The organism is Ottowia sp. (genome assembly GCF_046348305.1).
Taxonomy (GTDB): Bacteria; Pseudomonadota; Gammaproteobacteria; order Burkholderiales; family Burkholderiaceae_C; genus Ottowia.
Window position 1 is genome coordinate 25,131 of the sequence record NZ_JAXMEM010000016.1, and the last position, 15,617, is coordinate 40,747.

21 protein-coding genes and 2 pseudogenes are annotated in these 15,617 nt (G+C 67.0%); 5 read left to right on the plus strand and 18 right to left on the minus strand.

Annotation, left to right across the window (positions count from 1 at the left end; translation table 11 throughout):
* Positions 1–6 precede the first annotated feature (6 nt).
* The 5 genes from U1F38_RS16345 to infA all read right to left on the minus strand — a co-directional run bounded on the left by U1F38_RS16345 (position 7) and on the right by infA (position 4,086).
* Entirely contained in the window at positions 7–168 is a 162-nt protein-coding gene (locus U1F38_RS16345; RefSeq protein WP_409988137.1) for a hypothetical protein, read from the minus strand.
* A complete protein-coding gene (locus tag U1F38_RS16350) occupies positions 165–1,160 on the minus strand; it encodes a cbb3-type cytochrome c oxidase subunit II (RefSeq protein WP_409988138.1) in 996 nt (331 codons plus the stop codon). The genes U1F38_RS16345 and U1F38_RS16350 overlap by 4 nt, the downstream gene beginning before the upstream one ends.
* Positions 1,157–2,578 carry a cbb3-type cytochrome c oxidase subunit I gene (locus tag U1F38_RS16355; RefSeq protein ID WP_409988139.1) on the minus strand — a complete coding sequence of 474 codons (1,422 nt, stop codon included), beginning with the start codon at positions 2,576–2,578 and terminating at the stop codon, positions 1,157–1,159. The genes U1F38_RS16350 and U1F38_RS16355 overlap by 4 nt, the downstream gene beginning before the upstream one ends.
* 636 nt (positions 2,579–3,214) lie before the next feature.
* On the minus strand, positions 3,215–3,796 hold the full coding sequence (locus tag U1F38_RS16360) for a protein-L-isoaspartate O-methyltransferase family protein (RefSeq protein WP_409988140.1): 582 nt from the start codon (positions 3,794–3,796) through the stop codon (positions 3,215–3,217).
* 20 nt (positions 3,797–3,816) lie between these two features.
* A complete protein-coding gene (infA, locus tag U1F38_RS16365; RefSeq protein ID WP_377483641.1) occupies positions 3,817–4,086 on the minus strand; it encodes a translation initiation factor IF-1 in 270 nt (89 codons plus the stop codon).
* Positions 4,087–4,425: 339 nt separating this feature from the next.
* Here infA and U1F38_RS16370 point away from each other — a divergent pair, with 339 nt between their 5' ends.
* A complete protein-coding gene (locus U1F38_RS16370) occupies positions 4,426–4,698 on the plus strand; it encodes a hypothetical protein (protein ID WP_409988141.1) in 273 nt (90 codons plus the stop codon).
* A gap of 35 nt (positions 4,699–4,733) precedes the next feature.
* On the opposite strand, the gene U1F38_RS16375 is transcribed toward U1F38_RS16370, so the two are convergent.
* The 8 genes from U1F38_RS16375 to U1F38_RS16410 form a co-directional block, all read right to left on the minus strand.
* Entirely contained in the window at positions 4,734–5,444 is a 711-nt protein-coding gene (locus tag U1F38_RS16375) for a hypothetical protein (protein WP_409988142.1), read from the minus strand.
* Between the two features lie 36 nt (positions 5,445–5,480).
* The gene (locus tag U1F38_RS16380) at positions 5,481–7,376 is read right to left on the minus strand and encodes an adenylate/guanylate cyclase domain-containing protein (RefSeq protein WP_409988143.1); all 1,896 of its coding nucleotides are present in this window, start codon (positions 7,374–7,376) and stop codon (positions 5,481–5,483) included.
* Between the two features lie 178 nt (positions 7,377–7,554).
* Entirely contained in the window at positions 7,555–7,848 is a 294-nt protein-coding gene (gene minE / locus U1F38_RS16385) for a cell division topological specificity factor MinE (protein WP_409988144.1), read from the minus strand.
* A 3-nt stretch (positions 7,849–7,851) separates the two neighbouring features.
* Complete coding sequence (minD, locus tag U1F38_RS16390; protein ID WP_409988145.1) at positions 7,852–8,667, minus strand: septum site-determining protein MinD; 816 nt, start codon at positions 8,665–8,667, stop codon at positions 7,852–7,854.
* Positions 8,668–8,894: 227 nt separating this feature from the next.
* Complete coding sequence (minC, locus tag U1F38_RS16395; protein WP_409988146.1) at positions 8,895–9,644, minus strand: septum site-determining protein MinC; 750 nt, start codon at positions 9,642–9,644, stop codon at positions 8,895–8,897.
* 440 nt (positions 9,645–10,084) lie between these two features.
* The gene (locus tag U1F38_RS16400) at positions 10,085–10,294 is read right to left on the minus strand and encodes a DUF2788 domain-containing protein (protein ID WP_409988147.1); all 210 of its coding nucleotides are present in this window, start codon (positions 10,292–10,294) and stop codon (positions 10,085–10,087) included.
* The gene (locus U1F38_RS16405; RefSeq protein ID WP_409988148.1) at positions 10,294–11,163 is read right to left on the minus strand and encodes a DUF2189 domain-containing protein; all 870 of its coding nucleotides are present in this window, start codon (positions 11,161–11,163) and stop codon (positions 10,294–10,296) included. Before U1F38_RS16405 ends, U1F38_RS16400 begins: the two co-directional genes overlap by 1 nt.
* Positions 11,164–11,256: 93 nt before the next feature.
* Positions 11,257–11,751 carry a Spy/CpxP family protein refolding chaperone gene (locus tag U1F38_RS16410; protein ID WP_409988149.1) on the minus strand — a complete coding sequence of 165 codons (495 nt, stop codon included), beginning with the start codon at positions 11,749–11,751 and terminating at the stop codon, positions 11,257–11,259.
* 206 nt (positions 11,752–11,957) lie between these two features.
* Between U1F38_RS16410 and U1F38_RS16415 the strand changes: the two genes are divergently transcribed.
* Positions 11,958–12,284: a transcriptional regulator gene (locus U1F38_RS16415; RefSeq protein WP_409988150.1), complete on the plus strand. Its 327-nt coding sequence runs from the start codon at positions 11,958–11,960 to the stop codon at positions 12,282–12,284.
* Complete coding sequence (locus U1F38_RS16420) at positions 12,265–12,552, plus strand: helix-turn-helix domain-containing protein (protein ID WP_409988151.1); 288 nt, start codon at positions 12,265–12,267, stop codon at positions 12,550–12,552. Before U1F38_RS16415 ends, U1F38_RS16420 begins: the two co-directional genes overlap by 20 nt.
* 46 nt (positions 12,553–12,598) lie before the next feature.
* Here U1F38_RS16420 and cueR read toward each other — a convergent pair whose 3' ends face one another.
* Together cueR and U1F38_RS16430 are read right to left on the minus strand one after the other, a co-directional pair.
* Entirely contained in the window at positions 12,599–12,991 is a 393-nt protein-coding gene (gene cueR, locus U1F38_RS16425; RefSeq protein ID WP_409988157.1) for a Cu(I)-responsive transcriptional regulator, read from the minus strand.
* A 148-nt stretch (positions 12,992–13,139) separates the two neighbouring features.
* Positions 13,140–13,340, minus strand: coding sequence for a heavy-metal-associated domain-containing protein (locus U1F38_RS16430; protein WP_409988152.1), 201 nt, complete (start codon positions 13,338–13,340; stop codon positions 13,140–13,142).
* Between the two features lie 229 nt (positions 13,341–13,569).
* Between U1F38_RS16430 and U1F38_RS16435 the strand changes: the two are divergent.
* Both U1F38_RS16435 and U1F38_RS16440 read left to right on the plus strand, forming a co-directional pair.
* Positions 13,570–13,809: pseudogene (locus U1F38_RS16435) on the plus strand (helix-turn-helix domain-containing protein); the annotation flags it as partial.
* A 23-nt stretch (positions 13,810–13,832) separates the two neighbouring features.
* Positions 13,833–14,402 (plus strand): annotated as a pseudogene (locus U1F38_RS16440) (HipA N-terminal domain-containing protein); the annotation flags it as partial.
* A 122-nt stretch (positions 14,403–14,524) separates the two neighbouring features.
* Here U1F38_RS16440 and U1F38_RS16445 read toward each other — a convergent pair.
* The 3 genes from U1F38_RS16445 to U1F38_RS16455 form a co-directional block, all read right to left on the minus strand.
* Positions 14,525–14,596 carry a DUF1010 domain-containing protein gene (locus tag U1F38_RS16445; protein WP_409988158.1) on the minus strand — a complete coding sequence of 24 codons (72 nt, stop codon included), beginning with the start codon at positions 14,594–14,596 and terminating at the stop codon, positions 14,525–14,527.
* Complete coding sequence (locus U1F38_RS16450) at positions 14,577–14,804, minus strand: hypothetical protein (RefSeq protein ID WP_409988153.1); 228 nt, start codon at positions 14,802–14,804, stop codon at positions 14,577–14,579. Before U1F38_RS16450 ends, U1F38_RS16445 begins: the two co-directional genes overlap by 20 nt.
* Before the next feature lie 101 nt (positions 14,805–14,905).
* Positions 14,906–15,325, minus strand: coding sequence for an MAPEG family protein (locus U1F38_RS16455; protein ID WP_409988154.1), 420 nt, complete (start codon positions 15,323–15,325; stop codon positions 14,906–14,908).
* Between the last annotated feature and the right edge of the window lie 292 nt (positions 15,326–15,617).

Consider the following 15,617-nt stretch of genomic DNA (forward strand, 5'->3'; position numbering starts at 1 on the left):
GCTCCATCAGCGATCCGGGCGCAGGATGTCGTACTTGACGTGGCGCGGGTCGTGCTCGCCGGGGCGCAGCAGCATCCAGAACGCGGCGACGAAACACGCCAGTGTGATCACGCCCGTGACGGCGATGATCGCCACCATGCCCCAGAAGGGCCCGCTGGCCATCGTCATTGGTCCGCCCCCGCTGGCTTGGCGCGCACGGCCGCAACCTCGGCTGGCGTGACCGGCTTGGCGCTGTTGCCCCAGGACGTGCGCTCATGGTTGGCGATGTCGGCAATCTCCGGATCGCTCAGCTGACTGGCGAATGGCGGCATGGCGCTGCCATAGGTCGCGCCGCCGATGGTCTTGCCGTGCGCTCCCTCCAGAATCGTCCTGAGATGCAGCGTGGGATCGGCATCGAGCACGGCCGCATTGCCCCGGAGTGGCGGGAAGGCCCTCGGCACGCCCTCGCCCGACGCCTGGTGACAGGCCGCGCAGTTGGCAGTGAACAGGGCCTGCCCCTTGGCCTGACTGAACACGTAGGCACCGGCAACGGCCGCGGGCGCGCCAGATGACCCGGGTGCGGCGGGGGCTGCGGCGGCCGGCGCGGCGCCCTTCATGTCGTAGCCGGGAATGCTCGACTGCTTGAGTGACAGCAGGTAGGCCACCAGCGCCTTGGCCTCGGGCGTCGGCACGACCACGCCATTGGCAGGGGCGAACGGTGCGGGCACCGGGATCGCGGTCTCGCCCGCGGGGGCCTTGGCCATGACGCGGAACAGAAACTTGAAGTCCGGCATGATCGATTGCGGCACCAGCGCGCGCGGCTGATACAGGTGGATGTACTGCCAGACGTCGCTGCCCTTGCGCACGCCCACGTTGCTCAGGTCCGGGCCGGTCCGTTCGGAGCCCAGCAGCTCCGGCGTCTGGAAGGCAAAGTCGCCCGGCGCCGAGGGGCGGCCGAACTCCTTGTCCTCGGCCAGCGGGCGCACCTGCTGCGTGTGGCAATACGCGCAGCCGTTGGCCGCGAACACCCGCCGGCCTTCGGCCTGCACGGGCGTCAGATCGACCACGCCGGGGCCCGGCGGCACGCGCGACAGCTCGATGGCCGGGATCACGGCGATCGCCAGCACGATGAGCACGTACACGAGCAGCGCGCCGCCGGCGATCAGAACCAGCTTTTTCATGCCGCCGCTCCTGCCTCGGCCGGAGCCAGGATGGGCGAAGCGGCGTTGCCCGCGACGCCCGTGGTCATGCGCCAGACGTTCCATGCGAAGACAAGGTGCGACAGGAACATCAGGATGCCGCCCACCCCGCGCCAGACGTAGTACGGCGCCATGTCCGTCACCGACTCGATGAACGGCTTGCCCTGAACCCAGCCGAGGCCTTGCACGGTGCCGCCGATCGACAGCGAGATGACGTAGATGAAACTGCCCACCAGCGCCATCCAGAAATGCAGCGCCAGACCGAAACGTCCGGCGGTCTTGCCGGTCGCCAGCGGCAGCAGGGCGTAGAGCCCGCCCCAGATGGCGAAGTTGACGAAGCCGTACATCGTCAGGTGCGAATGGCCGATGGTGAAATTGTTGAAATGCCACAGTGCCTGCAGCGAGCGAAAGGCCTCCACGGTGCCCTGCGTGGAACCCACCAGGTAGCCGATCACGCCGACAAAGATGAAGGCCAGCGGATAGGCGTGCGTCAGGTCACGCAAGCGGCCACGCATCGTCAGCAGATAGTTGGCGCTGCCACCCCACACCGGCACGATCATGGCGACCGAAAACACGATGGCGGTGGTCTGCAGCCACCACGGCAGCGGGCTGAACAGGAAGTGGTGCCCACCCAGCAGCGGGTAAAAGCACAGATTGGTCCAGAACGCAAACACGCCGAGCGCGTACGAATAGATGGGCCGGCTCATGATCTTGGGAATGGCGTAATAAAACACGCCCAGCGCCAGCGGCGTGAACCACATGCCGACGGCGTTGTGCATGTAATACCCCGAGATCGCCACCTGCCCCAGCCCGTGCTGATACCAGGGCAGGATCGCCACGATGGCGATCACGCAGGTCCACAGGAGCGCGCCCATGGTGTACCAGTTGGACAGGTAGATGTCGTCCGAAGTCCGCCGGGCCACGGTGCCGATCAGGTTCCAAGCGGTCACGATCAGCGCCGCCAGGAAGATCAGGCGGATCGGCCACGGCCACTCGCGGTATTCGAGATCGCCCTCGTTGTAGCCCAGCTCGAGCGCGATGGTGCCGGCGACCGCCGCGATGTTGAACAGCCACAGGCCGATCCAGGCCAGCCGCGTGCTGTACAGCCGTGTGCCGCAACTGCGCGCCGCGACGTCATACGCCAGGCCGACCAGCGCGATGCTGGCCCAGCCGTAAAACGTGCCGTTGGTGTGGATCGGCCGCAGGCGTCCGAAGGTCAGGTACTTCGCGGCCCAGAAATCCGGGGCGCCGAACTTGAAGGCCAGCAGCAAGCCGATGGCGGTGGCAAACAGCAGCCACAGCGTGGCGGTGATGGTGTAGGCGGAGAAAATCGCCGTCAGCTGGCGGTCACCGTCACCATGGCCGTGCGCTCCGGCCTGGACGGCCGCATCGTTGGACATCGTGGGTACTCCATGTCCCTCCCCGGCATTTGTCGTCTCTTCGCTCCGCCATCCGCCACCGGAAAGCAGTCGCGCGACCGATGGACTATTGCACGAGCGCGATAGCTATGACGCCGATGCAGGCATAGGCGCTGCACGGCGTCCGTGAAGTCGGTGCAAGGGCGCGGGAGCCGGTGGCTCTGGCAAGGACGCTGGGTCAACCCACGACGGCGGTATCGCGTGGCTCAACGGGCGTCGACAGCCGCTCGCACGCTTGGGTCGGCGGCGCCGCCTGCCGCTGGGTTCGCGCCTCAACCCAACCCACCAATACTCTTGTTTTCATAGCTGAATGCGCTTTCCCACCAAGCGCCAGCAGCCGAGAAAGCTTGGGTTCAACTGCCAAGGCCCTGCGCGCGGCCCGCAGCACATGAAACCCAAAGAGCCGAAAGGCCGCAAAGCAGGCCATGCCCGCGATCGCCGTGGCCGGGGTTTCCCCCGTCACTGGCGATGCAGTCTTGAGGGGTTCAGTGCAACAACGCGCAGCACATGAAACCCGGCGTGTCGGTGACGGACGCCTGCATCAGCTTCGAGCAGGCGGTGCCGGTGCTGCGCACGCTGGCCGATGCGGTGCGGGCGCGGCGCGCGGCGCGCTGACCCTCAGCGCAGCGGCACGAACGCGTAGAAGCCGTGTTCGCTGCGCTCGATGTGCATGCCGCGGCGGCGCACGCGCAGCATCACGCCGGCCACCGGGATCACCATCACGCCGCCCTCGCCCAGCTGCTCGACCAGGGTCTGCGGCAGAACCTCGGGCTCGGCCGACACCAGGATACGGTCGAACGGCGCCAGCTGCGGCAGGCCGAGCACGCCGGGCTCGGCGGCCACGATCGAGGCCCAGGGCTGGTCGGTGGCGGCCAGGTTGGCGCTGCCGAAGCGCACCAGCTCGGGTTCAAGCTCGACCCCGTGCACCGCGCCGCTCGGCCCCACCAGGTGGGCCAGCAGGGCCGTGGTCCAGCCCGAGCCGGCGCCGACATCGAGCACGCGCATGCCGGGCGCCGGCTCAAGCAGGCGCAGCATGGCTTCGACGGTGCGTGGCTGTGAATTGGTCTGGCCGCAGCCGATGGGCAGCGGGCCATCGTAGGCGGCCTGCGCCCGCTCGGCGGGGCGCAGAAAGGCGCTGCGCGGATGGGCCCGGAACGCCGCCGCGACGGCGTCGCACGGGGGCGGAGCGCCATCGCGCACGGCGGCCCCTGGACGCCGCGTCAGCGGCGCCGGCGCTGCGGATTGCCGCCCGTGGGTGGCGGACCGCGGCGCTCCAGGTGGCGGAAGCTGATGCGGCCCTTGGAGAGGTCGTAGGGCGAGAGCTCCAGCGTCACGCGGTCGCCCGCCAGGATGCGGATGTGGTTCTTGCGCATCTTGCCGGCCGAATAGGCCACCAGCTCGTGGCCGTTATCCAGCGTCACGCGAAAGCGTGTGTCGGGCAGCACCTCGTTGACGATGCCCTGCATTTCAATCAGTTCTTCCTTGGCCATGTGAATGCTCCTTGTGCGTCCGTGCGTTGGGGTTTGCGGGTTGCGCGGCAACTCCCGGTGACGGCGAAGGCATGGCGCCAACGACTGACCCCCAGTCGGTTGAACCCAATATTTTAACGCGTGCGGCCGTTTTTGAGCATGCCCCCGCAGGACTGCGGGCGCCGTCGCCCGGCGGCGCACCGCGCTCGCGGGCGGGTGATCCACCGGCACGCCGGTGTTGGAAATTGTCAGGTGAGTGTGCATTCACACCGTTACAAGACCAACGGGGGCGCCGTGGTTGTAACAGCAAATGAGGGCAAACTGGATTCCGTGTTCAACCGACCGAAAGGAAGCTCGGAGATGACCAAGCAACTTGTCCGCAACGCCGCCGCCGCCGTGGTGATGACCACCGCCATGGCATGGAACGTCCCGGCCTTCGCCCAGATGCCCATGCCAAGCCGGACTCCGGCGGCCAGCTCGCCGCGTGCGTCAAGCACCGCCCGCCCCGCGACGGCCACCAACGCGACCGCGCCGGCCGCCCCCGCCCCCGCCAGCGGCGCGGCGTCAGCGCCGCCGCCGGCGCAAAGCAACTTCGGGCCGAGCGCCGGCCCCGAGACCAAGCCGCGGCCCTGAGAGCCTGCAAACGGCCAAAGCGCGCCGCCGCCGCGTCAGCGCCGCGGCTTGGGCGCCGCCCCCGGGTTCTCCGTCAGCACCTTGCGCGTGGCGCGCTCGCTGGGCGCGGCCACCGTCGCCGGCTTGGGCAGCGGGGCACAACGGCCCTGCTCGCTTTGGTTGCGCAAGGTGCTCAGGCGGGTGGAGATCAAATCGATCACCGGCGGCGGCAAGGGCTGGCGAAACTCGTAGTCCAGCCGCGCGATTTCGGCGGCCAGATAGTGGCAACTGGCCTCGTGCAGGCTGGGGTCTTCGCCCGCGTCAAAGCGGACGGCCTGCCGAAGCTCGGGCGCGGCGGCAGCCGGCGTCGGCTCGGCGCTGGAGCCGGCGGGGCAGGCCTGGTTGGTAAACGTCAACTGCCCGTCGGGCTGGATGCAGCGGCGGATCGCCTCGCCCGTCACGGCCGGGGCCATGGGCTCGCCCGAATCGCCCCGCGCGACGGCGACTGAAGGGGCTGCGGCGGCAGGCGGCGCCGACGCCGCACCCTCGGCACCGTCAGCCGAAGGCGCCGCCGGCGCCCGGCCCTCGGCCACCGCGTGGCGCTGCGCCACGTATTCATGCAACCAGCCCCAGCCGTGCCACGCGGCCAGCGCCAGGGCCAGCAGCGCCACCAGCAAGCCCGCCCAGCGCAAGGGACTGGTCTCGCGCGCCGGCTCGGGCGGGCGCAGGGAGGCTTCAGTGGGGTCGTCGGTGGGGGCGGGGCTCATGGCGCGGGGAGACATCCTGCGCGCATGATACGGCGCTCACGCTCCGGGATCCGGCTGCGGCGGCGCGCGTTCCAGCAGCTCCCACACCTCCAGTGTGGTCTGGCGCCCGCGCAGCGGCACGGCGCCGATGGCGCGGGTGGGCAGGCGCTCGCCCAGGGCGCTGCGCGTGGTGTCCGAGATCAGGATGCGCGTGCCCAGTGCGCGGTTCAGGTCCTCGACGCGGCTGGCGACGTTGACGGTGTCGCCCAGCGCGGTGTAGGTCAGGCGGTCGTCGGCGCCCAGCACGCCGGCGACAACGGGGCCGGTGTGGATGCCGATGCAGGTCTCGAACGCCGGCAGGCCGGCCAGCGCCCATTCGGCGTTCAGGGCGTCGAACGTGCGCTGCAAATCCTGCGCGGCGCGGCAGGCCTGCAAGGGGGCGTCGGCCAATTCCACCGGCGCGCCCCACAGCACCATCAGCGCGTCGCCGACGAATTTGTCCAGCGTGCCGCCGTGCTGCATGATCACCTGCGAGGCGGCGTTGAAGTAGCGCGTCATCTGCGCCACCAGTTGCTGGGCGGACACCGATTCGGCCATGTGGGTAAAGCCGCGCACGTCGGTAAACATGACGGTGAGTTCGCGCGGCTCGCCGCTGGCCGTGAGCGCGTGGCCCTGCGCCATCAGCTGGCGCACCACGTCCACGGGCACGAACTTCATGAAGGCCTGCAGCCCGCGCGCGGATTCGGCCAGCGCCTGGTCGAGGTGCTGGATCTCCAGCAGGCGGCTGTCCACGCGCGGCAGCGCCTGCAATTCGAGCCGGCCGATGCGCCGCGCATTGCGCGCCAGCCGCTCCACCGGCCGCGTGATGCCGCGCGCCATGCGCAGCGACAGCAGCAGCATCAGCGTCAGGAAACCCAGGGCCATGACGAAGCCCCACACCACGGCGCCGCGCACGCCGCCCAGCACCTTGTTTTCGGGCACCCAGCTCAGCAGGGTCCACCCGGTGGCGGGCAGCACCGAGGACTGCACCAGGTAGGCGTGGCCGTCCAGGTCCAGCGTCTGACTGGACAGCCGGGCCGCCGGGCCCGACAACTGCGCGGCCAGCGCACCCAGCACGCCGCCCTGGGGCGGGGCCAGGGCTTGCGGCACACCGGGCGCGTCGCTGCGCGCCAGCACCCGGCCATCGCTGCTGAGCAGGGCGCTGTCGCCATAGCCGGAATGGCTGAACTGGCGCACGAAGTCGGACAGGCGGCCCAGGGTGACATCGGTGGCCACCACCAGGGTGTGCTCGCCCTGGGCCGTGTCGCGCCTGAGCGGGATGGCATAGGTCACGCCCAGCTCGTGCGCGGCGTCGAACACGTAGGGCGCGGTCCACACCGGCTGCCCGCTGCCCACCGCCTGCTGGTACCAGCGGCGCGCCAGCGGGTTGTACTGGGTCTGGCGCTCGTCCGTGCGCTGGGTGACATAGCGCGAGCGGGCATCGCCGCCTTCGGAGTCGGGCAGCTTGAAGTCCCAGCGCTCGCGCGTGACGCCGGCCTCGCGCACGATGTGGCGCACCGCCGGCTGCGGGTAGCGCAGCACCATCAGCATGCGCGCGCGTTCGTCGGCCACGTAGACGCTGTCGAGCTCGGGCGTCTCGGCCAGCAGCGCCCACATCAGCGCGGCCGATGGGGCGCTGGCGGGCCCGGCGGGTTCGAGCTGCGGCGCGGCGGCCATGGTGCGGGTGACGGCCACACCCTTGTCCAGGAAGGCGCGAATGCGGTCTTCCACCCGCTGGTGGTCGGCGCGGTGCACCGAGGCGGCCAGCGTGCCGACGATGCGCTGCGCGCCCCAGTAGCCCAGGCCGATGAGCAGGGCCGCCTGGCCCAGCACCCCGACGGTGATGATGGTGCCCAGGTCCACGCGCAGACGCCGCAGGCGCGATACGGGGGGCGCAAGTGGGGTTTCGGGCATCGTGTGATTCTGGGGCTTGCACGGACCGCCCCGCATCACTCAAATCAACTGGCGTCCATATGCCGACGATATACCGGCATCGTTCACGCCACCGACGCCAGGCAGCAACACCGATGCGGCCAATCCGGCCCCCCGACCCGCCGCGCATGCGCCCAGGCCCATGCGCGGCGTGGGTGCTTCAACCCGTCTGCACGGCCAGCTTGCCGGGCTTTTCGGGCTTCTCGGGCAGCTCGATCTTGACCTCCAGCACCTCCAGGTCGTCCTGGCGCTCCAGGTTGACCTTGATGTCCTTCGGGTCGATCTTGACGTATTTGCTGATGACGGCGATCAGGTCGCGCTGCAAATCGGGCAGGTAGTCGGGCTCGCCGGCGCTGCGGCCGGTGCGCTCGTGCGCCAGGATGATCTGCAGGCGCTCCTTGGCGACGCTGGCGGTCTTTTTCTTCTCGCCGAGAAAAAAGCTCAGGAAGGACATGGCTCAACGCCCCCCGAACAGGCGCTTGAAGAAGCCGGGCTTTTCGGCATCGATGTAGCGCATCGGCTTGTCGACGCCAAGAAACCGATCGATCACGTCGGAATATGCGCCGGCCACATCGGTGCCCTTCAGGTGCACGGCGGGCAGGCCCTGGTTGGAAGCCTGCAGCACCGCCTCGCTCTCCGGAATCACGCCGATCAGCTTGATGCGCAGGATGTCCTGGATGTCCTCCAGGCTCAGCATCTGCCCGTCGGCCACGCGATTGGGGTTGTAGCGCGTGATCAGCAGGTGCTCCTTGACGGGGTCCTTGCCGTCGATGGCGCGCTGCGTCTTGCTGCCCAGCATGCCCAGGATGCGGTCGGAGTCGCGCACGCTGGAGACCTCGGGGTTGGTGACCACGATCGCCTCGTCGGCGTAGTGCATGGCCATCAGCGCGCCGGTCTCGATGCCGGCGGGCGAGTCGCAGACGATGTAGTCGAAATCCATCGCGGCCAGATCGTCCAGCACCTTCTTGACGCCCTCTTGCGTCAGCGCGTCCTTGTCGCGCGTCTGACTGGCGGCCAGCACGAACAGGTTCTCGCAGTTCTTGTCCTTGATCAGGGCCTGCTTGAGGTTGGCTTCGCCCTGGATGACGTTGATCAGGTCATACACCACGCGCCGCTCGCAGCCCATGATGAGGTCCAGGTTGCGCAGACCGACGTCGAAGTCGATCACCGCGGTCTTGTGGCCGGCCAGCGCCAGGCCCGACGCAAAGGCAGCGCTGGTGGTGGTCTTGCCCACCCCACCCTTGCCGGAAGTCACGACGACGATTCTTGCCATGTCGAAAGCACCCTTGGTTCGTGCAGAAACAGTGTTAACAAGTCCTAAACAGCCGGACGCAGAGGACGCAAAGAAAGCGCAAAGAACGCAAAAAAAACCGATTCAATTGCTTTAAAAACTATAGCATATCGCGCTGATCACCCAAGCGCGTTCGATGGATTTGATTGAAAAAATTGAATTCTTTTGCGTCTTTTGCGCTTTCTTTGCGTCCTCTGCGTCCGGTGTTTTTAGTCCGCAATGGGTTCGAAGATCAGTTTGTCACCGGCCTCGCCGCTGGACAGGGACACGCTGGCGGGTCGCCCCCACACCGATTCGGGCAACGGCTCCTCGCTGGTGCGCCACACGCCCGCCACCGACACCAGCTCGGGCTGCATGGCGCGCGCAAAGATGCGCGCCTCGGGCCAGCCGCGCGCGCCGGCGATGGCCCGCCCGCGCAGCGGGGCATAGACGTGGATGTGGCCGTCGGCAATCACCTCGGCGCCGGGGTTGACCATGGCCAGCAGCACCAGGTCGCGCCCGCGCGCGTACACCTGCTGGCCCGAGCGCAAGGGCTTGTCCACCACCAGCGCGCCGGGCGCGGGCAGGTCGGCTTCGACCGGCGCGGCGGCGCCCGGCTTGTCCGGCGCGGGCTGGGGCATGCGCAAATCCGGCGCTTCGGGCAGGCCGGCGCCGGCGGCTGCGGCCATGTGCTCGGCGCTGCCGGCGCGCACGCCGACGGGATTCAGGCGGTGCGCGCGCAGCAGTTGCGCCAGGCGCTCGAAATCCAGCGGCGTTTCTGCCGATTCGGCCGGCAGCGCCGCCAGGTCAATCACCAGCAAGTCGTTGGAAAAAAACTCCGGCATGTCGCCGTAGTGGGTGTGCAGCTCGGTGGCCAGCAGATCCATGTCGGTCGACTTCAGCCGCAGCGCCAGCAGCGACAGGCTGGCGCTCTTGATCTCGAAGCTGGCAGGGCTGCGGCCGGCAAGGGCGACGGACATGGGTGCGGAAGAAGAGCGATTGCGGGCCCGGATGCGGGTGTGGTGCGGGCAGACCCCCGGGCCGGTGAGAAAAGCGTGCCGATCTTACCAGCGGGGCCCCGCGCTCAGCCGCGGCGAGCGGCCGCAATGTAACGAGTTGGCAGCGGCGAGCGGCGCCAAGGTCAAGGCCAATCGGGCAAAGCCGTCCGACGGCGGTGGACAAGGGCGGTTTTGGTTTTCATCTGAATGTTTGTGTATATCGATAGTAGTTGTAGTAGGAGTTCTGCACTTTTGTGAAGAACGCAAAAACTGCTTTGCTGGACAAGGACTTGCGCTATCGTTGGCGCTGTGCAGAACGGGCCGCGGCGCGCCGGCGGTGCGGGGACAAGTCGGCATGACGGCGCGAGCCTGTGGACAAGTGCCGACTTGTTCGGGCTTTGTGCACAGGCTTTGCGGGCGCGCTACTTGTCGATCACCCACTGGATCACGCCCTTGGCCACGAAGCCCAGCATGCCAAAGGCCAGCGCCAGAAACAGCACGAAGGTGCCGAACTTGCCGGCCTTGGATTCCCAGGCCAGCTGTGCCACGATGAACAGCATGTAGAGCATGAAGGCGCCGACGCCGAAGGTCAGGCCGAACCAGGCGATTTGCTCCTCGGTGAAGCCGAACATCAGTGCTCTCCTTCGGGCGGCTGGCGCTCGGGCAGGCTGCTGGCGTCCACCAGGGCGCGATAGGCGTGCCAGCTGGCGTGGCCCAGCCACGGCACGGTGATGACCAGCCCGGCCAGCAGCGTGGCCATGCCCAGCAGGGTCAGCGCCATGATGAGCGCCGCCCACAGGGCCAGCGGCGCGGGGTTGGTCAGCACCGCCTGCCAGCTGGTCAGCACCGCCTGCAGCACGTCGGCGCGGCGGTCCAGCAGCAGCGGCATGGCCACCACGCTGGATGCAAACAGGGGCGCGGCCATCAGAGCGCCCAGCATCAGCCACAGCTCGAACACGTGGCCGCCGGGCGCCAGCACCACGTGGCGCATGAAGTCGATGGGCGTGGCCACCGGCTGCGGCGCCAGCGCGGTGATCAGCGCCGCCGAGGTCAGCACCCAGCCGGTGCCGGCCAGCGACAGCAGCAGGCCGAAGCGCACCAGGCTCCAGTAGCCGCCGTGCGCGGCAAAGCGCGAATGCTGCCAGCGCGTCCAGGTGCGCACGATGGTGCGCGCGCCCACCGGCTCGCCGCGCTCCAGCGCGCGCGACAGCGCGTACAGGCTGGTGGCCAACACCGGCGCCACCACCAGAAAACCCGAGAAGGCGCCCACCAGCAACCAGAACCGGTTGCCGGCCCCCAGCACCAGCAGCGCACCAAAAAACGCCAGCACCAACCCGTGCAGCAGGCCCCAAGGGCCGCAGCGCCACAGATCGCGCCAGCCCAGCGTCAGCCAGGCGAGCGGCGCGCCCAGCGGCACGGGGCGGATGGTGGGCAGGGGTACCGTGCCGCGCGCCGGGCGCGGTGGCAGGGGCGGGAGGGGGTGGATCTTGTTGGGCGCCATGCAGCCATTGTGAGGCAGCGGGCGCGCGCCAAAAACAGCCAGGCCAGCCGGGCTTGCGCCGCGGGCTGGCCTGGCGGGCAGCGTGGGCGGGTGTCAGCCGCCGCGATGCATGCCAGGGCCGCCGCCGTGGCGACCGCGCGGTTCGTGGCGCATCGACTGCTGGTCATAAACCTTCTGCTGCTCGGGCGTGAGCTGGGCGTAGAAGGCTTTGATCGCGTCCATCCGCTGGGTCATGAACTGCTGGCGCTCGGCCTGCATGGCCTGCATGCGGTCGATGCGCTGGGGCGTCGTCAACTGGGCCATCTCGGCGCGGTCCATGCGCGGTGGGCGCTGCGCCGGCGGCTGCATGGCGGCGGTGTAGGTGCTCCAGGCGCCTTCTTGCGCCGGGCTGAGCTTGAGCGCGGCCTTGAGCTGGTCCAGGTGCCTGGCGCGGCGCTCGGCCCAGCGTTGCTGGCGCGCGCCGGAGTCGGCGGGCGCCGTGGCGGCGGCGCCAGGCGCGGGCGGCGGGGGCGGAGGGGTTTGTGCCAGGGTCAGGGTGCTGGCGGTGGCCAGCAGGGTGGCCAGCAGCAGGTGTTTGCGGTTCGTCATGGTCGGGGTCCTTTCAATGAGAACAAAGGCTTGGATGCGTGGGGCCGGCACCGGGATCGGGTGTGAATGCCGCCTTGCTGCGCAGTGTGGCGCGTCGCTGTTTCGGCCCCATCGCTCGCGCATGTCGCTCTGTAAAGTTGCGCAAAAAAACCGCCTCGGGGGCGGCGGGCTATCGTTGTAATACGTCATTGACGTATAATTTTTGTGTGTACACCATCATCGAAACGCCGGTCTTCAGCGCCGACGCAAGAGGCATCTGGACCGATGGTGAGCGCGGTGAGTTCTGTGCGTGGTTGGCGGCCAATCCTGAGGCGGGTGACGTGATACCCGGCTCCGGCGGTTGCCGCAAGGTGCGCTGGGTGCGCGCGGGCGTGGGCAAGCGCGGTGGGGTGCGGGTGATTTATTTCAATCGGCTGGAAATTGGCGTGATTCATCTGCTGGTGATCTACGCCAAAGCGGTGCGTGGCAGCATTCCGGCGCACCTGCTCAAGGCGATCAAGCAGGAGATCGAAAATGTCTACAACCAAGCATGAAACGATGACGGGCGCGGAATTGGGCGCCAAGTTGCTGGCTTCGGTCAAGCAGATGCGCGCGGGCCAGGGTGCCGTGGTGCATTCGCCCGTGGCGCTGGCGCGGGCGGCATCGGGGTTGTCTCAGGCCCAGTTCGCGCGGCTCATGGGCGTGAGCGTGCGCACCCTGCAGGAGTGGGAGCAGGGCCGCCGGCACCCCAGCGGTGCGGCGCAAACCTTGCTGGCCGTGGCGCAGCGTCACCCCGATGTGCTGCGCGAGCTGGCGGCCTGAAGCCACTGACGCAGTAAAGCCGCCCCGGGGGCGGCGCGGGCGCCGGTCAGCGGCTGCCCGACAGGTCGTCCAGGATGGGGCAGTCCGGGCGCGCGTCGCCATGGCAGTGTTGCAACAGATTTTGTAGTGTCCGGCGCATGGCCTGCATGGCCTCGATGCGTTTTTCAAGCTCGTCCACATGCGCCTGGGCAATCTGCTTGACGCTGGCCGAGGCCCGGCCCTGGTCGTGCCACAGGCTCACCAGCTCGGCGATCTCGGCCATCGAAAAGCCCAGATCGCGCGAGCGCTTGATGAAGCGCAGCGTGTGCACGTCGGCCGCGCGGTACTGGCGATAGCCGCTGTCGGTGCGCGCCACGCTGCCCAGCAGACCCAGCGATTCGTAATGGCGCACCATCTTGGCCGACACGCCCGAGGCGCGGGCGGCCTGGCCGATGTTGATGGGTTCCTGGCCCCCACGCTCCGCTGCTGCGCATGCTGCGCTGCCCCCCGAGGGGGCCTTCGCGCCTTCGGACGGCCGTGCGGCGCTCACTGGACTACCCTCCGCGCTGCGCGCTGCGGGATTCGCGCTTGGGAGCGGCCCGGCGCGCTCATGGGTTGACCTCGTAGCCTTCTTCGCGGATGGCGGCGGCCAGTGCCTCGCGAGGCTGCTGGCTGCCGGTCACGTCCACCCGGTTCTGGCTGCGGTCGATCTGCACCTGGGCGGCCGGATCCAGCCGCGCCAGCGCGCGCTTGATGGCGGCCTCGCAGTGGCCGCAGGTCATGCCGGTGACGGTGAAGGTTTGGTTCATGATGAAAGCTCCGTGGATTGAAAGCTGCATCATGAAGCTTGACACCATGGGAAAGTCAAGACGGACGTGCCGGACAGGCCGATGGGTCGCTTGGTGGTCATGAAATCCTCTTGCTGCTGAGGATTGTTGGCATGAAAGATCAATCAAAAGACAAATCCGCATGATCGAAAGGATTTCTTGTCAATCGGGGTGATCTGGCTGAAAATCCTCACGCTTGTGGAGATTGAACGTGAACATATCCATCCCCGACGCAGCCACCATCGGCAAGATCGTGCGCGCCAGCCGCAAGGCACAGAAGATCCGCCAGGACGATGCCGCAGGCAGCATCGGTGTGAGCGAGAACTTTCTTGGCAAGATCGAGCGTGGCGGCGACACGGTGCAGTGGGGCAAGCTCTTTCAGGTGCTGGAAGGCTTGGGTATCCGGGTCATGGTGGACGTGCCCGAGAGCGTGGCGGCGTATTTGAACGACCCGGCCGACAACAAGGGCAAGCCATGACCGGCCGGTCTTTGCACGCGTCGATCAACCCGCACGAAGTCGGCCGCTTGCAGGAAGTCGCTGGCCTGTGGAGCTTTCAGTACGCCGCAGACTGGCTGGCCAACCCCAAGGGTTTTGCGCTCAGCCCGCATATCCCGCTGTCGCCAGAGCCTTTGCTGGACGGTGCCAGCCGGCGCCCGGTGCAGTGGTACTTCGACAACCTGCTGCCGGAAGAAGATCAACGGGTGCTGCTGGCCAAGGATGCCAGGTTGGACGCGGCAGACGCCTTTGGCCTGCTGGCCTGGTACGGCGCGGAATCTGCCGGGTCGCTGACCCTGCTGCCGCCAGAGGCCGCGCCACAAGCCGGCGAACCCCTGCGCCCCTTGCCCGACGACGCGCTGCAGACACGCATCCGCCAGTTGCCCAAAGCGCCGCTGACGCGCGCCGCCGTCAAACGCATGTCGCTGGCCGGCGCGCAGCACAAGCTGGCCGTGGTTCTGCAGGATGGCGCGCTGTTTGAACCGGCCGGTGCCACGCCTTCCACCCACATCCTCAAGCCCGACCACCCGGACGTGGACTACCCGAATGAAACTGGCGCAGCGAATGCAGGCGAAGCCCAGAGGAGCGTCAAAACCCCAGCGAACAAACGCTTGAGAAGGACGAAACGCTGGGATTAATGACGGCCTGCATAAAGCGGATTATGAGGGGACTAACGAAAAAGGTAAGCCGGCCGCCGAAGGCGGATCGGCTTGACCGCCGGGTTAGAGCCTACCGTGGCCAAGAATTTTTTCCCTAGCCTTTAGAAATTCTTCACGGGAAATCTCTTGCGCGCTACGCATAGTCTGCAGCTCTTTTAACGCGTCTTTTGTCTCCTGCTCAGCTATGTGAACAGCTTCCCAAGGTGCATAGCCACAGCCCGCAGCATCAGCAATATCTGCGGAGCTATAGCCACGGGCATGCATTTCATGAAGAAAATCCCAATCGCTCATTTATATTTCCTTTCTCTAACGCCCAAGTTCACCGGAAAAATTGCCGTAGCGAAGCGGAGGCAAGTTTTTCCGGTGCAACGCCTTGTTAGGCAAGCTGGCACTCATTTGCTGAGATTGAGGGTCAGTAACCCCCACAGTGCCAATAGAAAAAAATTGCTTGATACAAAAGCCGCGAGGCGATGCCACACCTTGTTGTAAGTGAGATGCACCAAGCTATGAACTGCCCGTGACGCGACATAGCCCCATGCGAGACCTATTGCAGCGGAGGTGACGGTGTGAGTTACGAACGTGGTTAGGCACACCACATAAAACAGTAAGGGGAGCTCCAGAAGGTTCATGTAGTTCCGGTTAGGGATGCTGACCTCAACTGGGACATTTTTAGATTCTCCAAATTTCAAATCGTCTATGACCATTTGTTTGAGAATTAGAGCCTTGGCGCGCTGATATGGGATAAGCAGGAGAACGATGAAAGTAAGCAAAGCTAATGCGATTACTGGGTACAAGATGGCAGCTTGATTCATGTACAAGGGTTCCTTTGGTTCTGCCTAACAGCCAAGGTAAGCCGCCGCCGTAGGCGGTCGGCTTGACCGCAGAGTTAGCCCCGGCGATGGAATGGGGCGTGAATGCGCAGCGCTACCAACCCCATAGCTGCTTGCGCTTGGCTGGCGTGCACTAGAGGCAGAAAATGCTTGAAACTGGCAAAGTGATTGCAGGCGAAGCCCTACACACGGCCAAACACCCAGCGGATGAACGCTTGCGAGGGTGAAGGTCGGTGAAAAAACCATGAACTTTGAAGCGTGAGATTAACCGGGC